The 18,868-nt window shown below is 32.9% G+C and carries 19 protein-coding genes and 1 pseudogene; 11 read left to right on the top strand and 9 right to left on the bottom strand.

Annotated elements, in window-relative coordinates:
- Window positions 1-61: 61 nt before the first annotated feature.
- Complete coding sequence (locus tag MV589_RS05440; RefSeq protein ID WP_297432826.1) at window positions 62-1,273, bottom strand: GGDEF domain-containing protein; 1,212 nt, start codon at window positions 1,271-1,273, stop codon at window positions 62-64.
- Window positions 1,274-1,356: 83 nt separating this feature from the next.
- On the opposite strand from MV589_RS05440, the gene MV589_RS05445 reads away from it, so the two are divergent.
- Window positions 1,357-2,175 (top strand): thiamine-phosphate kinase, encoded by an 819-nt coding sequence (locus tag MV589_RS05445; protein WP_297432828.1) that lies wholly within the window; start codon window positions 1,357-1,359, stop codon window positions 2,173-2,175.
- A 17-nt stretch (window positions 2,176-2,192) separates the two neighbouring features.
- Window positions 2,193-3,266: a tRNA pseudouridine(13) synthase TruD gene (truD, locus tag MV589_RS05450; protein WP_297432830.1), complete on the top strand. Its 1,074-nt coding sequence runs from the start codon at window positions 2,193-2,195 to the stop codon at window positions 3,264-3,266.
- A 5-nt stretch (window positions 3,267-3,271) separates the two neighbouring features.
- Here truD and MV589_RS05455 read toward each other — a convergent pair whose 3' ends face one another.
- From MV589_RS05455 to MV589_RS05465, 3 genes are read right to left on the bottom strand one after another with little or no spacing between them, the layout of a single operon-like run.
- Window positions 3,272-4,819 carry an HD-GYP domain-containing protein gene (locus tag MV589_RS05455; protein WP_297432831.1) on the bottom strand — a complete coding sequence of 516 codons (1,548 nt, stop codon included), beginning with the start codon at window positions 4,817-4,819 and terminating at the stop codon, window positions 3,272-3,274.
- A gap of 3 nt (window positions 4,820-4,822) precedes the next feature.
- Window positions 4,823-6,265 carry a DUF3373 family protein gene (locus MV589_RS05460; RefSeq protein ID WP_297432833.1) on the bottom strand — a complete coding sequence of 481 codons (1,443 nt, stop codon included), beginning with the start codon at window positions 6,263-6,265 and terminating at the stop codon, window positions 4,823-4,825.
- Between the two features lie 2 nt (window positions 6,266-6,267).
- On the bottom strand, window positions 6,268-6,552 hold the full coding sequence (locus MV589_RS05465) for a hypothetical protein (protein ID WP_297432835.1): 285 nt from the start codon (window positions 6,550-6,552) through the stop codon (window positions 6,268-6,270).
- Window positions 6,553-6,685: 133 nt separating this feature from the next.
- Between MV589_RS05465 and MV589_RS05470 the strand changes: the two genes are divergently transcribed.
- Window positions 6,686-7,510, top strand: coding sequence for a phosphatidylserine decarboxylase (locus MV589_RS05470; protein WP_297432837.1), 825 nt, complete (start codon window positions 6,686-6,688; stop codon window positions 7,508-7,510).
- A gap of 22 nt (window positions 7,511-7,532) precedes the next feature.
- Here MV589_RS05470 and ychF read toward each other — a convergent pair whose 3' ends face one another.
- Window positions 7,533-8,633: a redox-regulated ATPase YchF gene (gene ychF, locus MV589_RS05475; protein WP_297432839.1), complete on the bottom strand. Its 1,101-nt coding sequence runs from the start codon at window positions 8,631-8,633 to the stop codon at window positions 7,533-7,535.
- A gap of 90 nt (window positions 8,634-8,723) precedes the next feature.
- Between ychF and MV589_RS05480 the strand changes: the two genes are divergently transcribed.
- The 3 genes from MV589_RS05480 (at window position 8,724) to MV589_RS05490 (ending at window position 10,254) form a co-directional block, all read left to right on the top strand.
- Window positions 8,724-9,047, top strand: a complete 324-nt coding sequence (locus MV589_RS05480; protein ID WP_297432840.1) for an MTH1187 family thiamine-binding protein — start codon at window positions 8,724-8,726, stop codon at window positions 9,045-9,047.
- A 39-nt stretch (window positions 9,048-9,086) separates the two neighbouring features.
- Window positions 9,087-9,644: a TetR/AcrR family transcriptional regulator gene (locus MV589_RS05485; RefSeq protein WP_297432841.1), complete on the top strand. Its 558-nt coding sequence runs from the start codon at window positions 9,087-9,089 to the stop codon at window positions 9,642-9,644.
- 88 nt (window positions 9,645-9,732) lie between these two features.
- Window positions 9,733-10,254 (top strand): hypothetical protein, encoded by a 522-nt coding sequence (locus MV589_RS05490; RefSeq protein WP_297432842.1) that lies wholly within the window; start codon window positions 9,733-9,735, stop codon window positions 10,252-10,254.
- Window positions 10,255-10,256: 2 nt separating this feature from the next.
- Here the strand turns inward: MV589_RS05490 and MV589_RS05495 are convergent, their stop codons facing one another.
- A complete protein-coding gene (locus tag MV589_RS05495) occupies window positions 10,257-10,916 on the bottom strand; it encodes a TetR/AcrR family transcriptional regulator (protein ID WP_297432844.1) in 660 nt (219 codons plus the stop codon).
- A gap of 118 nt (window positions 10,917-11,034) precedes the next feature.
- Between MV589_RS05495 and MV589_RS05500 the strand changes: the two genes are divergently transcribed.
- The 5 genes from MV589_RS05500 to MV589_RS05520 all read left to right on the top strand — a co-directional run bounded on the left by MV589_RS05500 (window position 11,035) and on the right by MV589_RS05520 (window position 15,744).
- On the top strand, window positions 11,035-11,769 hold the full coding sequence (locus tag MV589_RS05500) for an outer membrane lipoprotein-sorting protein (RefSeq protein ID WP_297432846.1): 735 nt from the start codon (window positions 11,035-11,037) through the stop codon (window positions 11,767-11,769).
- Window positions 11,766-12,938, top strand: coding sequence for a hypothetical protein (locus tag MV589_RS05505; protein ID WP_297432848.1), 1,173 nt, complete (start codon window positions 11,766-11,768; stop codon window positions 12,936-12,938). Before MV589_RS05500 ends, MV589_RS05505 begins: the two co-directional genes overlap by 4 nt.
- A 9-nt stretch (window positions 12,939-12,947) precedes the next feature.
- On the top strand, window positions 12,948-13,382 hold the full coding sequence (locus MV589_RS05510; RefSeq protein ID WP_297432849.1) for a hypothetical protein: 435 nt from the start codon (window positions 12,948-12,950) through the stop codon (window positions 13,380-13,382).
- A 3-nt stretch (window positions 13,383-13,385) separates the two neighbouring features.
- Complete coding sequence (locus tag MV589_RS05515; protein ID WP_297432855.1) at window positions 13,386-15,197, top strand: efflux RND transporter permease subunit; 1,812 nt, start codon at window positions 13,386-13,388, stop codon at window positions 15,195-15,197.
- 109 nt (window positions 15,198-15,306) lie between these two features.
- Window positions 15,307-15,744: a PaaI family thioesterase gene (locus tag MV589_RS05520; RefSeq protein WP_297432850.1), complete on the top strand. Its 438-nt coding sequence runs from the start codon at window positions 15,307-15,309 to the stop codon at window positions 15,742-15,744.
- Between the two features lie 21 nt (window positions 15,745-15,765).
- On the opposite strand, the gene metE is transcribed toward MV589_RS05520, so the two are convergent.
- From metE to MV589_RS05535, 3 genes and pseudogenes are all read right to left on the bottom strand, one after another.
- On the bottom strand, window positions 15,766-18,042 hold the full coding sequence (gene metE, locus MV589_RS05525; protein ID WP_297432851.1) for a 5-methyltetrahydropteroyltriglutamate--homocysteine S-methyltransferase: 2,277 nt from the start codon (window positions 18,040-18,042) through the stop codon (window positions 15,766-15,768).
- A 75-nt stretch (window positions 18,043-18,117) separates the two neighbouring features.
- Window positions 18,118-18,315, bottom strand: a complete 198-nt coding sequence (locus tag MV589_RS05530) for a hypothetical protein (protein WP_297432853.1) — start codon at window positions 18,313-18,315, stop codon at window positions 18,118-18,120.
- A gap of 40 nt (window positions 18,316-18,355) precedes the next feature.
- A pseudogene (locus tag MV589_RS05535) lies at window positions 18,356-18,868 on the bottom strand (leucyl aminopeptidase); the annotation flags it as partial.

Raw genomic sequence — 18,868 nt, forward strand, 5'->3', positions numbered from 1 at the left:
TGAGGATATTTAATGGAAGTTTGTGGGTGTTACAAATTGAGACATATATAAGAAACTTATATTATATCTCTCTTTGTGCTAAATCTCTTAGTTGTAAAATTTTGTTTTTACCTATACTTTTTGCATATTCAAGTATTTCATTTGCCTGTTTGAGTGCTTCTTCTATAGAACTGTTGTTTGGCTTGATTACAAAAGCTCCTGAAACAGTTATTTGTGTAGGTCCATAGTTGGGAATGTTGAATTTTAACTCTGAAATACTTTCCCGAATTAAGTCAATCTCTTTAAATGCTTGCTCTTTTGTTGGTCGAGAAAGTACCAGTGTAAATTGATTGTAATCAGTTCTTGCAATAACATCAGCCGGCTGTTCATGCAATGAGATTGTATAAGCAACTTTTTTTAGCATTGCTTGCGCTATTTCTTGAGTAAATACACGCTTGGATTTTGAGAAGTTATCTATTTCTAAAAGTGTTACTGAAGTAAAATTACTATCTTTTAGAGATTTTTTATGAGAATAAGAGTGCAGAAGACCTTTGTAATTATTGATATCTGTTACTGGGTCAATAAGATGAGGATTATCTTCCACTTGATTTTTTCTATTCATTCTCAGTGCTATTGCATCTGCTTCTATTGAATAAATGTTATAACCAGCTTTTGTTTTATCTAATTGAAACAGGTAATTAATATCTTCATAAATGGATTTGAGTGCTTTTCTATACCAGAATGTAGCAAGAAAAATAAGAAAAAATGCAGCAGCAACTAAATATTTTATAAGTTCAAATTTTTGTTGATTGTATTTCATCGCTTTAAAGAGCATATTATTTAACTGTTCGTTTAGAGCTTTAAATGCGCGAAGATGTTCTTTTTTTGTGCTCTTTTTTATTTTACTATTATCTTCTTGTATATAGTATTCGTGTGTAGCGCTGTTAAATTTTTTGATTAAAATATTGAGTTTATTTAACTCTTGCATATATTCTGTACTGTTTTGAAGAATTAATTTTTCAAATATATTATATTTATAGAGTGTTTGCAATTTATCAATATTTTGTAGTAATTCAGTACTTTTTGCATTAAATTGTATGAGTGCTAACTCCATATCTGTTTCATGAGGCTCTACAAGTTTTTTTATAATTGCTTTATCATTGTTAAGTGTATCTATTTTGTCAAAAGAGAGTTGCTGTTCCAACAGAAGCATAAGAGCTAAAAATGCAACAAAAAATACAAAAAAAAGATATGTACTTAAGTTTTTAAAAATATTTTTAATAGAGTGCTTCATATGTAATTTTCCTAATAATGTTATAATAACTTGTTATTTTATATCGACAGTAATTAATATCTGCTTAACAAAAAGAAGTTTATTTGAATTTAGAAAATTATTTTATATCACAATTTAACAGTAAACACATTGGTGATGATGGTGCATGCATAGATAATATGGTCTATTCTAAAGATGCCTTTTTTGAAAATGTGCACTTTAAACGCAGTTGGATGAGTTGTTTTGAGATTGCAAAAAAAGCTATGCTTGTAAATATTTCAGATGCTATTGCCATGAATGCAACACCGAAATATGCGTTGCTAAGTGTTGCAATGCCAAAAAGTATGAGCAAAAAAGAGATGAGTGATTTGGCTGCTGGTTTTCTCTTTATTGCAAAAAAATATAATATTGATATTATTGGTGGAGATACGATCAGTAATACAAAATTAGATATAAGCGTGACGATTATATCAAGTGTAAAAAAGGTACTTTTACGCTCAAAAGTACGAGAAAATTATTTGCTTGCCTATACTGGAACGCTTGGAAATTCTGCCAAAGAGTTAAAAAAATTGCTCAATGGTGGTAAAATTCATAGAAAGTCAAAATTTATAGATATAAATTTACGAGAGAAATTTATAGCAAATACAATACGCTATCTCAAGGCTGGCATGGACATCTCAGATGGTTTATATAGTGATTTAGATAAAATTACATCACTAAATAAAATAGGAATTGAGTTTAGAGTGAATATCCCCAAAAATATAGGCTGTAGTGGGGAAGAGTATGAGATGCTTGTTGCATTTGACAGACGAGATAAAAAGGCAGTTATTAGACGAGCTGCTCAAAGTAGAACAAAACTTACTATTTTTGCAAACGCAGCGCGTAAAAAGTATGTAAACAGATGTAAAGCACATCATTTTTAAAATTAGGAAAAAATATAATGGATAGATTTTATTCGCTAGGACATGCAAGCATTGATTTTCATTTCAGGCAGACACCGCGAGATTTCGTAGTAGAAGAGATACCCCTGTACGAATTCTCGGGAGAGGGTGAACATCTCATTCTTTTTGTTAGAAAAAAGAACCTCTCTACAAATGAGATGATAGGACAGATTGCAAGATATTTGGGCATAAAGAACAGAGAAATAGGCTACGCTGGCTTAAAAGACAAACATGCTATGACAAAGCAGTATATATCTTTACATAAAAAGTATGAAGAGGCTATGGAAGGGTTTAACCATGAATCTATAAAAATAATCTCAAAAACACACCATAACAATAAAATAAGAATAGGACACCTTAAAGGAAACCGTTTTTATATTAAACTCAAAAAGGTAAATCCTACAAGTGCTATAAAGATAGATGAAGCACTTAAAAATATTGATAAGCAGGGTATGCCAAACTTTTTTGGTTATCAGCGTTTTGGAAATGATGGAGACAACCACATAATTGGTGAAAAACTTGCTAAAGGCGAGGCGCGTGAGCGAAATCCACGGGTAAAAAAACTTCTCATAAATGCCTATCAGTCACATATTTTTAATCTTTGGCTCTCTCGCAGATTAGAGATAAATTCTCTTGTAGCCAGTTTTGAAGAGAATGAACTTGAAACACTTTTAAATTTGCCAAATAATGAACTTAAAAAGATGAAACAGCAAGAGCATCCTTTTAAACTTATTGATGGTGATATTATGGAACATTATCCTCATGGAAGATTGTTTGAATTTGGTGGTGAAGAAGAGGATATAAAACGCTTTAATGAGCGTAATATTAGTGTAACAGGGTTGCTGTGTGGGAAAAAAGCAACACATGCAAATACACTTGCAAGGGTGATAGAAAAAGATTATGACGATGAAATAAACGCAGATGGTGCAAGACGCTATGCGTGGATTTACCCGACAGATATAGAAGGGCGTTTTAATCAAGTTGAGGCACAGTATGAGCTAAACTTTACTCTTCCAAAGGGTTCATATGCAACTGTTTTATTAGAAGAGATAGCAAAAAGAAAGATAAATTAATACTTTTAATCTTCTAATATATTTGGAACTTTCTCAAAATTTTCTATATACTTAGATAAAGATGGTTCGGCACTATTTGACTCAATATTTTCTTTAGCAGCCAAAAAATGTTCTAGATTATTAAGAAATAAATCTACAAGAAGAGGGTCAAATTGTTTTCCGCGTTCTTCTTGGAAAAGTTGAAGTATTTTATCTAATGTCCAAGCTTTTTTATAGACTCTTTCACTACCTAGAGCATCAAAAACATCAGCAATAGCAGTAATACGACCATAAATATGAATATCTTCTCCTTTAAGACCTTGAGGATATCCTGTTCCATCCCATCTTTCATGATGTTGGTATGCTAAGATTGCGGCAGCTTTTAAAATAGATTTTGTGGAATGTTTAAGCATTTTATAACCTATTTCAGAGTGAGCTTTTATGATTTCGAACTCTTCATCTGTAAATTTTCCAGGTTTATTTAATATAGCATCAGGGATGCCTATTTTACCTATATCATGCATTGGTGAGGCATTTTTTATCAAAATAGATTCTTCTAAAGAGAGACCATATAAACGGGCTAAAACAAGGGAATATTCTGCAACTCTTTGAACATGCTGACCCGTTTCTTTGGAGCGTTCTTCTGCAATTGCTCCCATTGTAAAAACTACTTCTCTTTGTGTTGCTTCTATTTCATTGTTGAGTGCAGTAATCTCTTTTAATCCTTTTTGAACCCTTTGTTCTATAAGTTTTGTTTGATTCCTTTCATCTTCGACAATTTTTTTCGCTATATATATGTTATTGTCGATGATTTTTATAATTTCAGCTATTTCATCATTCCCATTTATATTCATATGCTCTACAGTATCTCTTTTTTGAGATAGTAAATCAAAAAAGGAGAGTATTTCTTCTTTAAGCTGATCCATTCTTTGTAAAATAGAATCTGTAATTGATTTATTGATATATAGTAAAAAAGCAGCGATTGATAATAAGAAAAGAAGCATTGTAATTTTCATGTGAGATAGCTTAGCACGAAATATTTGAATATCATTTTGTGAAATTTGTAAAATTTTTTTGTTGAGTTCTTCTAGCTCTTGAGATATTTTTTTACTTGCTGAAGAGAGTGCTAAAATTGAGTATAGACCATCTTCGCTATTTTCTTGAACATTATTACGTAATTCATTTGCAATAAGTTTGTAACCAGCAAACCTTTGACTAATATTATAAATGATTTTTTGTGCTTGCTTATCTATGCGAAGACTTTTGTTATTTTTTAATTTATTTAAATCGCTTGAGAGTTGCTTATATAGTACATCACTATATTGCTTGTAGTTATGATTTTTTTTGATTGCGTTTTGAATAGTTAAGTAATCTATTTCATCCAGATGAGTTTGCATTTTATATGTTAATTGATTTATAAAAGCTATAGTTTTAGCATTAGCAGTTGTTGTTTCAGTTATTGTAGCACTAGCAAAATAAATACCAAAACTTAAAACAACCATGGCTATAACAGAGATAATTGTCGCAATGTTTATTTTAACTGCAAACTTTAGATTGTTTAATATTCTTTTCATTTTTTAGAAATGTACGCTCATTTTTAGGTAAACAGATTTTAAGTTATCTACAATGTTCTGGACATTGTCCATGGAGTTACTAATCTTTCTACTCTTTCCTACGAACCAACCACTACGTGTATATTTATAGTCTATATTTACATAACCAATGCGAAGATTAGCATATCTATTGATAACATACATCATGTATGTTTCAATTGCATTTCCACGTGTTGCAAGTTTATTATAGATGTCAAAAGAACCCTGTGTGAGATTAATCCAGTTTTTACTTCCTTGATTATATTCAAGTCCAAACTTGTATTTTTGTTTTTTTCCAAAGCCATAGCGTGAACCAAGCCAAAATGAATGACCATCTTTTGTTGTAGTATCACTTGTATCTCCTAACAACCCTCCATAATTGACGCCATTGTCTATATAACTATTTTTATTTGGTTTTGCGTGAGAGTATCCATACTGTGCAAAAAGATCTAGGTGAGTATTATTAATATTGGTAAATTGAACCATGGCTCCATAGAGATCAACATCTCCTATATTTTTATTTTGAGAGCTGTTTTTATCAAGTGGATTTGCAACTATATCTAGCATCTTGGAATAGCTTACCTGAATAAAGGAATTTTGAACATTTGGTACAGTAGTATCTAAAAAGAAACCTGCAATATTAGTGTCTTTTATATCATTATTAGATGCACCTATAAAAGCGTTGCTCACATTAGGAATAGTTTGACTATACCCAAAACCTTTTGCATACCCAAAACGTAAATAACTTTTTGGAAGCTTGATGAGTTTAGAAATATTAGCAGTGAATACAATACCATCAGCAGCTCCATCATATAATAGTGCTGAGTATGTTCCCTTTCGTTTTGTATTGTCTTTGAATTGATTGCTTGGTCCATCTGAGCTAGGTTGTCGTCCAATTGTAAAAGCTATAGGTAAAAGAGAATCTTTAAATAAAAACCAGTTAATATAAGCTCTTTCTACATAAAGACTACTGTCAGATGGAACACGTCCTTGCATGTTATCGTAATAAGTGTAAGGGTGAATATAGCTACTTCCCCAGTATTTATACATTGAGAGTCTTCCATAAAAGTTCATGTTATCAGTGATATTAGCTTTCATATTGAGCATTAGTTTATTGCTCCAGATATTATTGTTAAAAACTTTATGTCCATCTGCATAGGTTTTTGTAAAGTTATCAAGGTTGGTTTTAAAGCCAAGTCCAAAATTAATTTTGTTTTGAAAACCCTCTGCTTCAACCCTGTCTATATTTTCATATATATCATCAATACTTTGATTATATTGTGTTTTGGATTTTTTAAGGGAAACTACCTCTTGTTTAAGTGTTTTCACCTCTTTCATTAAAGATTTTAAAAGAACTGTATTGTCGTTTTTTGTGTTTGCTGATAAAGAAAGTGTCACTACACAAAGGGTTAATAGAATTTTCTTCAATTTTAAACTCCTGCTACTGTTGGTTGGTCCGAATCTATGGCATGATTAAGGAGGTACTCTTTGAGTTGAACCTTCTGCTCTTTATTTAATGTGTTAATTTTATATTTTTTAAGTTTTTGTTTAGATTTAAAAACTCTTTCCCACTGTATTATTGCTTTTGATGCAGGAATTAGATGTAGTCTTTTTGTAATTTGTTGTGGAGATAAAGATAAGTTGCCCGCATACATACATGTGGTTATACTCAAAACACATAGTGCAACTAACTTTGAAATTTCATTGTGAAACATTTGTACAACTTATAGTTTTTATTTGTTTTTTATTATATCGAAAAAATAATAAAATTTTTATAAATAGATAAAATTGAAAGTTTAAGTAAAATGGGCTAAAATTACGATTATTATTTATACTCAAGGTTGCATTTTGAAAAGACGACATATAACATCAGCAATATCACAAACATTTGGAAAATTTGCTTCAAAAGAGTTTCCACATTGGTTTCAAAATATAGTAAATAAAAGCTATGTAGGTCTTATGGGACTTGATATGAGTGAATTTCATTCGCCAGAGACTTATAAAAGTTTAAATGCTCTTTTTACAAGACACCTTAAAGAGCCAAGACACTACTCTCTAAACGCAGCGGACTTCATTTCTCCTTGCGATTCGCTTATATCTGAATGTGGAACTCTAATAAATGACTATGCTTTGCAAATAAAAGGTATGCGTTATAAAACAGATGAGTTTTTAGGTCAAAATTTTAGTGATGAAGAGAAAAGAAGTGTTCATGATGGAGATTTTATTAACTTTTATCTCTCTCCAAAAGATTATCATCGTTATCATATACCGATGAATATGAAAGTGCTTAAAGCAGTACATATTCCAGGAAAATTTTATCCTGTAAATTTTCCATCACTTAAAAAGCGTCTTAATCTTTTTATAGAAAATGAGAGAGTTGTACTTCAATGTGAGACCATGGAAGGTAAAACATTTTATATGGTTCTTGTCAGTGCTTTAAATGTTGGTGTTATGAAAGTGAGTTTTGAACCGCGTATTCAGACTGATGCAGATGTTGTTGGAGAACAAGTTTATGAATTTAAAGATTTGTATCTCGATAAAGGTGATGATTTTGGATGTTTTGAGATGGGTTCAACTATTGTTATTATTTCTGAAAAAGGGATGTTTGAGGATATAGTTGTAAAAGCAGGAGATAAAGTTAAGTTTGGAGAAACTGTAGCTACGCTAAAGTAAATTTACTTTAGCGTTTCAATGTTTAGACGTTAAATCTAAAGTGCATTACATCGCCATCTTGAACGATATACTCTTTTCCTTCAAGACGCATTTTTCCTGCCTCTTTTGCTTTTGCTTCTCCACCACATGATATAAAATCTTCATACGCAATTACTTCTGCACGGATAAAACCTTTTTCAAAGTCATTATGGATTACTGCTGCTGCTTTTGGAGCAGTAGAACCTTTTCTAATTGTCCAAGAACGAACCTCTTTTACACCTGCTGTAAAGTAGCTCATAAGACCAAGTTTATCAAAACCTTTATGGATGATTTGTTCAAGTCCTGACTCTTCAACACCTAATTCATCTAAAAATTCTTTTGCTTCATCTTCTTCAAGACCAATGAGTTCTTCTTCAACTTTTGCACAGAGTTTAATAAGCTCACAGTTGTTTTTCTCAGCGTGTTCTTTTAAAGCTTTTACATACTCATTGTCTTCTAAAAGACCATCTTCATCAGTATTTGCACCGTACATAATCTCTTTATCTGTTAAAAATCTTACTTCATTTACAAGTTGTTTATACTCATCCGTATCTGTTTTGTCAAAGTTACGAGCAAGATTGCCATCGCCTAGAAATTCTAAAAGTTCCTCTGCAAGTTCTAAAGTTGCTTTTGCACTTTTGTCAGCTTTTGCCTGTTTTTTAAGTCTCTCAATTCTATTTGCAAGAACTTCAATATCTGCTAATATAAGTTCACCCTCGATGATTTCAACATCACGAAGTGGGTCTATACTTCCTTCATTATGCACGATATTTTCATCATCAAAACATCTTACAATCTGTAAAATAACTTCTGTTTCACGAATATTTGAGAGAAATTTATTTCCAAGGCCTTCACCTTGAGAAGCTCCTTTTACCAGACCAGCAATATCTACAAAATCTAAAGTAGAGTACTGAATTCTTTCAGGATTTACAATTTTTGCAAGTTCATGAAGTCTTTTGTCTGGAACGGGAACTACTGCCTTGTTTGGTTCAATCGTGCAAAATGGGTAGTTGGCCGCCTCCGCGTTTTGTGCCTTTGTCAGTGCATTAAAAGTTGTTGATTTACCTACGTTTGGAAGTCCTACTAAGCCTATTGCTAATCCCATTTCATACCTTTAAATAATTTTTTTGCAATTATATCTAAGTAAAATTAAAATTGGGCGTGATACAATACAGCCAAAAAGAGAAGGATAATTATGAGTGTACTTTTAGAATTTGCAATGTTTCCTACAAGTGATAACTGTCGAGAAGGTGCATCTGTCTCAAAACAGGTAGCAAAAATCATAGATGCCATAGATAAAAGTGGAGTAAAGTATCAGCTTACACCGATGGGAACAGTAGTTGAAACAAATACAATGCGTGAGGCTTTAGATGTTATAGAGTTGGCTTATGAGCAGATAAAAGAGTGTGAGAGGGTGTACAGCTCTTTAAAGTTTGATATACGTCATAACTCTGAAGATAGATTAAAAAGTAAAATCAAATCAGTTGAAAATAAGCTCCAAAGAGAAGTTAATAAGTAAAGATATTTCAGAAATATTTGGAGTATGTTATAATTCCCTATGCAACCAACCAGAGAAAAAATCCTTGATGCTGTTTTTGAACTTGTTTATGTCTATGGATATAATGGTACAAGTATGTCAATGATTCTAAAAAAATGTGAAATTCCAAAGGGATCATTGTATCACTATTTTAAATCAAAAAAAGAGATGGTTTTAGTTGTGATTGAAGAGCGTCTTGCTCCTAGTATGAATGCTTTTTATGATTTTACGAATGATGGAAATAAGCATCCATTAGATGTGTTAATTGATGCAATCAATAAAGTTGCTACAAAAAAACAACTTGTACTTTATGGCTGTCCTCTTAATCGACTCAACCAAGAGATGAGTCCAATAGATAAAGATTTCGAAGCTGCTATCACCATAATTTATAAACATATGAGAGCAAAAATCATCATCCTTTTAGGTGGTGCGAATCTACAAACTAATACAAATATTTTAGCAGAATTTGTTATTGCAACAGTATGGGGTGCACTTTCACTCTCTCCTGCTCAATCTTCAGAGGAACGATACTTGGATACAGTAACCCCACTAATAAACTATCTAATTACATTAAAATAATAACAATAGACCATTCAGTCTAATTGAAGAAAAATTTCATTATACTTTCGCTATAGACCAAAAGGTCTAGTAAGTAAAAAGGCAGATTATGTTTATTATAGAACCGATAACGATGGATAAAGCAACAGGTGAGTTAAAGCTTCTATATAAAAAAATTCAAAAAACAGTAGGATTTGTACCTCCACACTTTGAATTGTTCGCGACATTGGATTTAAAGTCATTACGTGAGTTTGTTGAGTATAATTTTTATTTCACCAAGCATCCAAATATTGATGCTAAATTACTTCCTTTTTTACGACTTTATATTGCTCAAAAAGAGTGTCGTTCTTACTGTATCAATTTCAATACAAAGATGTTGTTAGGTAATGGTGCAGATAAAGAATTTTTAAGTGATATTTGTCAAAATATTGAAAAACTCCCGTTTGAACCAAAACAGATTCTTCTACTCTCAAAAGTTCTTTATGCCATTTACAATGCACAGAGTTTTGGAAAAAAAGATTTAGAAGAACTTTATGATGCAGGATTTACTGATAAAGATTTTTATGAATTACTTGGATATGCCACAAATTTTATGGCTAAGAGTAAAATGATAGAGATATATCTACAATAATTTTAGCTTCTAGGTTGTAAAATTTTATTGAGTAAGGGTATTGTTGAAATGATTTTTACTTTATTTGCAACTAGTCCCGTCAGAAGCGTTTCAAAAAGAGTGTCATACATCTCTTCATACACATCTTCCACATCCATAAAACCATCGATTATAAGAGAAGATATACCATGCATTGTCGCCCATATAACTATGGCTTGTCTGTAGCTGTTCTCTTTTTTAAGAACACCTTGCTTTTGTCCATCTTCTACTGTTTTTTGCAGTGCTGAAAAACCGCTACAATCTTTATCTTTTATGCTTAGGATCTCTTCGCGTATATGAGCATATTTTTTCCCAAATAAGAGTCTGTACAGATTTGGATTATTTCTTGCAAACGCAACATAAAGCTGCCCTGTAAGATAGAATCTGTCAATCAATGTCTTACTTTTATCTTTTAAATAGGGTGTAGTTTCTATATCGAATTTATCAAACCCTTTTTCTATAATTGTTTCAATCAGCGCATCTTTATTTTTAAAATGTTTATAAATTGCAGAGCGAGAAGTGCCTGTTGCGTCTGAGAGGACTTTAAGTGTGAGTTTTTCTGTATCCTCTTTTGCTATAAAATCCATAGCAATTGTGATGAACTCTTCTTTGAGGTTTCCATGATGATAGTCGTGTTTAATCATAATGCAATTTTATCATAACTTTTAAAGTAAACAATGTTTACATTTAAGTTTTCTTATGTTAACATTGTTTACTTCAAAAGTTTAAGGGGTATATCATGAGAAAAAGTATTTTACTTCTATGCATGTCAATTGTACTGTTAGCACAAAGTGGCAAAGAGGTGGCAAAGAGGTGGCAAAGCTGGCATATGAGCAAATATCTGGATATCAAAGTAGCATCTCAAGAACTACGATGGTTTTAAAAAATGCTCAAGGAGATGAAAACATAAGAAAACTTGAGATAAAAAAGCTAGAAGGTAAAAATGGGGACAGGTCTTTACTTGTTTTTCTTTATCCAAATGACTTGAAAGATACGAAACTTCTCAGTCATGAGATGATTGGAAGTGATGATAAACAGTGGCTCTATCTGCCTGCCCTGAAGCGAGTAAAACGGATTAGTTCACGTAACAAGTCTGGCTCATTTATGGGAAGTGAATTCTCTTATGAAGATATATCTTCACAAAATTATAAAAACTATATTTATCCAAAAAATGCAAAGATCATCACAAAAGATGGAATAAAATATTTTGAAGTGCTGCGTTTACCAAAAGATAAATATAGTGGTTATTCAAAACAGATGGTTTATATTGACACAAAAGAGAATTTAGCCCGATTTGGAGAATATTTTGACAAGCAGGGCAGGTTGTTAAAAAAAATAGTTTTTGAAAATTACGTTCTTATTGATAGTGTTTACAGAACTCATAAAATTATTATAAAAAATGTACAGAATAACAAAGAGAGTACTTTAACTTGGGATAGTGACACCATAAGAGCAGGTCTCGGTAAAAAAGATTTTTCAAAAAGAGTTTTACAATGAGAACGCTATTGTTGCTTGTTTTTACTCTGAGTTACCTGATGGCGTTTGAGCAAAAAACAGACATTGGATTCTCCGGCATAGTCTATAGTAACTATAACAATGAAATAGTAGCCGATGGAAGTAGTAAAATCATTTTGAATAATAACTATTTTCAAACAGATGCAGATATAGAGTTTTTATATAGTGATGAGTATAAAGAGCGACGATATTTACTTTTAAACGAACTCTATTTTAGCAAAGATTTTGATGCTTACAGCGTGAGTATAGGTAAAAGAGTGAAGTATTGGGGAGAGTTGGAAGGATTTAACATTGCAGATGTTTACAATCAAAAGAATTACCTCAAAGATCCGTTTGATAAAAGTGCAAAATATGGTGCTTGGAGTGCTGATATTTCGCGCTATTTTGATGAAAACTCTTTAGAAATTGGTCTGAAATTTTATGAAGAAAATATGAAAATTCCGACAAATCATACTCCTTATGCTCCACTTTCGATGAACTACGATAGAGAGCTGCGTTTAAGCAATGAAAGATATATGCCGACACTCTATTTAAAAGCAAATCTTGTGAGTGATGCGTATTTTGATAGTGAGACAAGCCTAATTTTACTGCACGGTTATGATAATAAACGCAGCTATGTTCCTATTTCTACAATAACACTTGCACAGTATGCTTATAGAGTAAACAAAGCACTCTTCCTTTCACATATTATCTATAATGACACGATTTTCAAAACGGAACTTGCTTATACTGATGTGCTTGATGATGCACAGATGAGTGATTATACTCAGCTAAGTGTAGGAGTAGAACATAGTTTTTATGAAGTTGTTGGCTCTACTGATATTACACTTTTTACGGAGTATTATAGATACCTATACAATGATACAAACAAGTTAAAAAATGTAGATATTTCAGAAATATATGATGATGATTTGTTTCTTGCTTTACGGATGAATTTTAATGATGTGAGAAGCAGTGAGCTTAAAGTCGGTATTTTACAGGATGTTCAAAAGGCTGAACAGGTCATAAAAGCAACATTTAGGACAAGATTTTATGATAGTTTTGTCCTTGACAGTGAGTATTTGCAGATAAGAAGTTCAGCACAAAACACAATTCTTAGCCATTTTGGAAATTCTTCACGTTTTACGCTTGCACTACACTACACATTTTAGGAAATGGCAATGCAAAAATACATAAATTTTATTGATAAGTTCAAATATCTCATTATCATAAGTATTACAGTTATTGTGGCACTGCTCTCGCTCTCTTTAAAAAATATCGCTTTTGAGGGGAGCTATAAAATATGGTTCGATAAAGATTCAAAAATCATTAAAGATTATGAAGCTTTTAGAAGCCGTTTTAGTGGTGATGATACTTTCATTGTGGCATTTAAAGATGATCGCGGAATTTTCACAGAAAAAGCAGTGCGTACAATTTTACGACTTACAAAAGAGTTTAAAAAGATAGAAGGGGTACGAAAAGTTGATAGTCTGAGTAACTACCAATATATTAGCAGTGAAGATGATGACATTATTGTAGAAGATTTTTTATATGGTGATGAAAACTTAAGCCAAAAAAGGCAACTTGCCCTTAAAGATAATCTTATTTTAAATTAACTCATCTCAAAAGATGCAAAAATAACAATGATTGCCATCTCCTTAAGTGAAAAAATCGGAAGTGATGAATCGGTCAATATAGCTGTATTTAACAAGCTTCAAGAGCTACTAAAAGAGGAAACTAAACGCAGTGGATATAAGTTTTATCTCTCAGGTATCCCTGCCGTGACTGCTTCTTTAGTGACTGTATCTCAAAATGATGCAATGGTGTTAATGCCGCTTGCAGTTGTAGTGGTAGTGCTTTTTCTATTTTTGATTTTTCGCTCTGTTTTAGGGGTTTTGATTCCCTCTGTTGTTATCGTTTTTACCTTTTTAACGGTTCTTAGCATACAGATACTTTTAGGCTATAAACTCAATAACTTTACGGTAAATATTCCTTCATTTATAACCGCTATTGCCATAGCAGATGCGATGCACCTCTATCTTGCGTGGATTTACTATAAGCTAGGAGGTAAAAAGACAAAAGAGGCGCTTACAGAGGCACTGCGCTCAAACATCACTCCTATGGCTTTGACATCTTTTACTACAGCAGTCGGATTTGCGACATTAGGTCTGAGTGCAATTGAGCCTATTGCCACTTTAGGCATTGCTATTACCAGTGGAGCTGTTTTGGCATTTATTTTGACCATTACAATAGTGCCCGCAATACTTTTGACACTTGGAGGCAATTATAAAATAACACCGGTAAAAATCATAAATCTCACTCATATCAAGGGCTATGGAGCTTTTATTAAACGCAATGATAAAAAGATTGTTGTGACTTTTTTTGTACTCATTGTATTGGTATCACTTGGTATATTTAATTTAAAAGTAGATAGTAACTCTATCAAATACTTTACAAAAGATACAGTTGTTCGAAGTGGTGCTGATTTTGTGGAGAAAAATCTTACAGGCAGTATGCGTTATGAGATTATTGTCGATTCTCAAAAAAGAGAGGGTGTAAAGAATCCAAAGTTTTTAGAAAGTATAGCTGCGTTTGAAAATGTGCTCAAAAAGCACTTTGACAATGTCCGATTTACAACTTCGTTAAAAGATATTGTCGTAAGGATGCAAAAAGTGCTCAATCCTGATGCAAACAGCTCTCTGCCACAAGATAAAAACCTTGTAGCTCAGTATCTCTTACTCTACTCTATGAGCCTGCCACAAGGGATGGAACTTAACGATAAAATGGACACTCAAGAGAGATACCTGCGTTTGACTATAAATACAAATATAGTTGACACTTCAAAAGATTTGGTAATGATACAATGGATAAAAAATTATTTCAATATAAAAACACCCTACAGTGCAGATGTACAGGGACAAACAGGCATTTTTGCTTATATGCAATCAAGTGTTACTGATACTCTCATTGTTTCAATCTCTATGACGCTGCTTATTGTTACACTCTCAATGTTGCTGATATTTAAAAATTTAAAGATGCTCTGGCTTTTTTTAATACCAAACATTGCTCCCATTATCATTGTTGGTGGTGTTATGGGACTGCTTGGAATTAGTGTAGATATTGGCATTGCTATCTCAGCTGCTGTGATTTTAGGGATTGCAGTTGATGACACTATTCACTTTTTTAGCAAATATTATGAGTCCATCAAAGTAAGAGGTTTTGAGGAAAGTATTGATTATATTATAAATCACAGTGGTAATGCTATGATACTGACAACTTTGATACTCTCTCTTACATTTGCGCTCTTTGGAGTAAGCAGTTTTGTACCAAATGTAAACTTTGCGATAGTTACGGTGAGTGCCTTAAATATCGCACTTTTATTTGACTTGGTACTGTTGCCTTCACTGCTAAGTTTGTTATTAAAAGAATAAATTTACAGTCATTTGGCTTGGAATGATGATGAATTGCATAATTATAATCAATAGTCTTACTATTAGTTTTTATAGTTTATAATATTTAAACAAAAAAGGATAGTGAAAAATGATTAAACCACTAGATATAAAAGAGCTTTTTAGGACTCTCTTAGGTGATGACTTTTATGAGTATGAACTTCCACCTCCATGTTTTACAATTATGCGCTGTGAGATTGTCTCATTTAATAAAGAAAAAGCAACACTCACTACAAAAATACCTGTTTTAAAAGAGTGGCTCAATCCATACTCTACTATGCAAGGTGGTATGATAATCGCAGCTATGGATAATGCTCTTGGTCCTTTGAGTTTATTAGTAGCACCTAAAAATATGACGCGAAGCATAGAATCTAAACTCATAAAAGCAATAACCATGAATGTGAAGTATATTTATGTAACTGCATCACTCTATGAAGTAAAAAAAAGAAGACTTATTTTTGATGTCGTTGTAAAAGATAAGGAAGATAATCTTTATTCAACTGCACGGGTGACGAATTTTATTTTATAAAATTTGTCACCCTTTGGCAGCTTAAACAAGCTCCTCACGCACGATTTTCACTGCTTCGACCATATTTTTCAGACTTGGTTTTACCTCTTCCCACTTACGTGTTTTGAGTCCACAGTCAGGGTTTATCCACAGTTGCTCTTTTGGAAGCACTTCCAAGAGAGAGTGAATTTGCTTGACGATTTCCTCTACCGATGGAATTCTTGGGCTGTGAATGTCATAAACACCTGGTCCTACCTCTTGTTTGTAACCGACTTTTGCAAATATCTTTAAGAGCTCATTCCCGCTTCTTGCAGTCTCTATGGAGATAACATCTGCATCCATTGCTTCAATGGTTGCAATGATGTCATTAAACTCGCTGTAACACATATGTGTGTGAATTTGTGTCTCTTTTTTTGCAGAACTTACTGATAATTTGAAGTCTCTTACTGCAAAATCTTCATAGGCTTGCACTTTTGCTGATCGTAAGGGATAGCCCTCTTTAAACGCAGCTTCATCTACCTGTATCATTTTTATGCCGGCATTTTGCAAGTCATCGACTTCATCACAAATTGCAAGTGCTATCTGTTTACTGACATCTCCGCGAGCCATGTCATCGCGTACAAAAGACCAGTTCAAAATCGTGACGGGTCCAGTGAGCATTCCTTTCATGATTTTGTCTGTTTTGCTTTGTGCATAAGTAATCCAATCTACTGTCATAGGTTTTGGACGGCTAATATCACCATAGATAAATGGAGGTTTTACACAACGGCTTCCATAACTTTGTACCCAGCCATTTTGACTAAAACCATAGCCCTGAAGTTGTTCTCCAAAGTATTCAACCATATCATTTCTTTCAGGCTCTCCATGAACGAGTACTTCAATGCCACACTCCTCTTGAAACGCAACACAATCATCAATGTAGTTTTTCATCTCTTGAGTATATGCTTCTTGGGAAATATTACCATTTTTAAACTCACGTCTTGCATGTCTTACTTCTGGTGTTTGTGGAAAAGAACCAATAGTAGTTGTTGCAAGTTCTTTGTATCCTAAAAGCTCTTTTTGAATTTTTATACGCTCTTCATAAGCACCATTGCGTTCCATTTTCGTAATGTTTTGTGTACGCTCTTGTATTTTTTTATCATGAATTAGGGGTGAAGATTTTCTACTTGCATTTGCTGTTTGATTTGCTTCATAAAGTGCTTTTTCTTCTGCGTTTAAACTCTCTTGAGTATCAAAAAATATCTTTGAAATAAGTGCTATTTCATCAAGTTTTTCTACAGCGTAACTGAGCCAATTTTTTATTTCGTTATTCATTTTCTCTTCGTATTGAAGCGTAAATGGTACATGTAGAAGTGAAGAGGAAGAAGAGACTAAAATATTTTCTTTTTTAACACTTTTTGCAATCTTTTTTAATAGTGAAATTGTTGCGTTTATATCATTTTTCCAGATGTTCCTTCCATCGACTACACCGGCAATAAGCACTTTGCTTGATGCAGCTATATCAGTGAGACTCTCAAAGTTCTTTTCGCCATGTAAAAAATCAAGTCCAAGCGCCCAAACAGGAGTGTTCACAAGAATTTTTGTTGCTTCGTTGGAGTGCTCAAAATATGTTAGAACTGCTATTTTAATATTAGTTGATATTAGAGCTAATTTATCATAAGTTGGCTTGATAAGACTCAATACTTTTGGCTCTAAATCTTTTACAAATATCGGTTCATCTATTTGGAGTGTTATTGTGTCGTCTAGTTGTGCAATTTCAGTTAGTAGTGCTTCATATACAGGAAGAATTTTAGAGTAAAGTTCAAAGACATCTCCTCTGTCCACTCTTTTTGAGAGTGCTAAGAAAGTGATAGGACCGATGATATTTATTTTTGTTTTAACACCATGTGCTTTTGCCTCTTTATACTCAGCGACAATTTTCGCTGCGTTTAGAGTATAGTTGTCTGTTAAAGAGAGTTCTGGAACGATGTAATGGTAGTTTGTATTGAACCACTTTGTCATCTCCATTGCTACTGCATTTTGATTCCCACGTGCCATTGCGAAGTAAAGCTCTTCGTCTTGAAGATCTTGGAATCTTTTTGGAATAGCGCCGAGTGTGACAGCCATATCAAGCATATTATCATAGAGTGAAAAATCATTTGAGCTGACATACTCGATGCCTGCATCTTTTTGGTAATTCCAGTGACGATGTTTAAGCTCACTTGCTACTTTTTGTACTTCGTTAAAGTCACTTTTTTTTGCCCAGTAACTCTCTAGTGCCTTTTTAAGTTCTCTTTGTTCTCCAATTCTTGGAAATCCTATTACATAGTTTTTTGACATTTCAATATCCTTTGTTTTTCGTCAGTTATGACGATAAATTTGTGTTTTATTTTTGTATGATTATTTTGTTGATTATTAAGATATTGAAAGAGGAGGGTGGACACCACTACGGCGAAATGCGAAACATACTGTATAGAATGGACATCTCGGAATGTAGTGGTTTAGTAAAATCATAAGTTTTGATTTTAGGGTAAAGAAGAGATGACAATGGCATGGCTTGGAATTTGTAAGCAGTACAAGTGCTGTTGCAGCAAAAAGTTCTTTTAATGCCATATCTCTCTCCTTTTAAAAAATTTTCGTAATTATATCACAATTATTTGAGTGATTTTAAAAACTGTGTCATAAAACGCACACCTGCACCTGTTGCTCCATGTACATTTACATCCCATGGACTTTCAGTATAAGCACTTCCTGCTATGTCAAAGTGTAACCATTTCTCTTTATTTTCATCTTTTATGAAGTTGTCCAAGAAAAGTCCCGCAGTAATCGCTCCACCATATGGCTTGTTAGAGATATTACAGATGTCTGCAATTTCACTTTTAAGCTGTTTTTTAAGGTGTTTGTTAAATGGCAGGCTCGCTGTAAGTTCTCCTGCTGCTCCTGCTGCTTTACTTAAGTTATGACGGAGTCTGTTTGAGTGTCCCATTACACCAGTTGTGTACTGACCAAGTGCTACCATACAAGCACCTGTAAGTGTTGCAAAATCAAAAAGATAGTCTGGCTCTTTTACCTTGTCTTGTGCATAATCAAGAACATCTGCAAGCACTAAACGCCCCTCTGCATCAGTGTTGCGTACTTCAATAGTGTCACCTTTACGAGATACAAG

The sequence above is a fragment of the Sulfurimonas sp. genome (assembly GCF_026991475.1).
Lineage (GTDB): Bacteria > Campylobacterota > Campylobacteria > Campylobacterales > Sulfurimonadaceae > Sulfurimonas.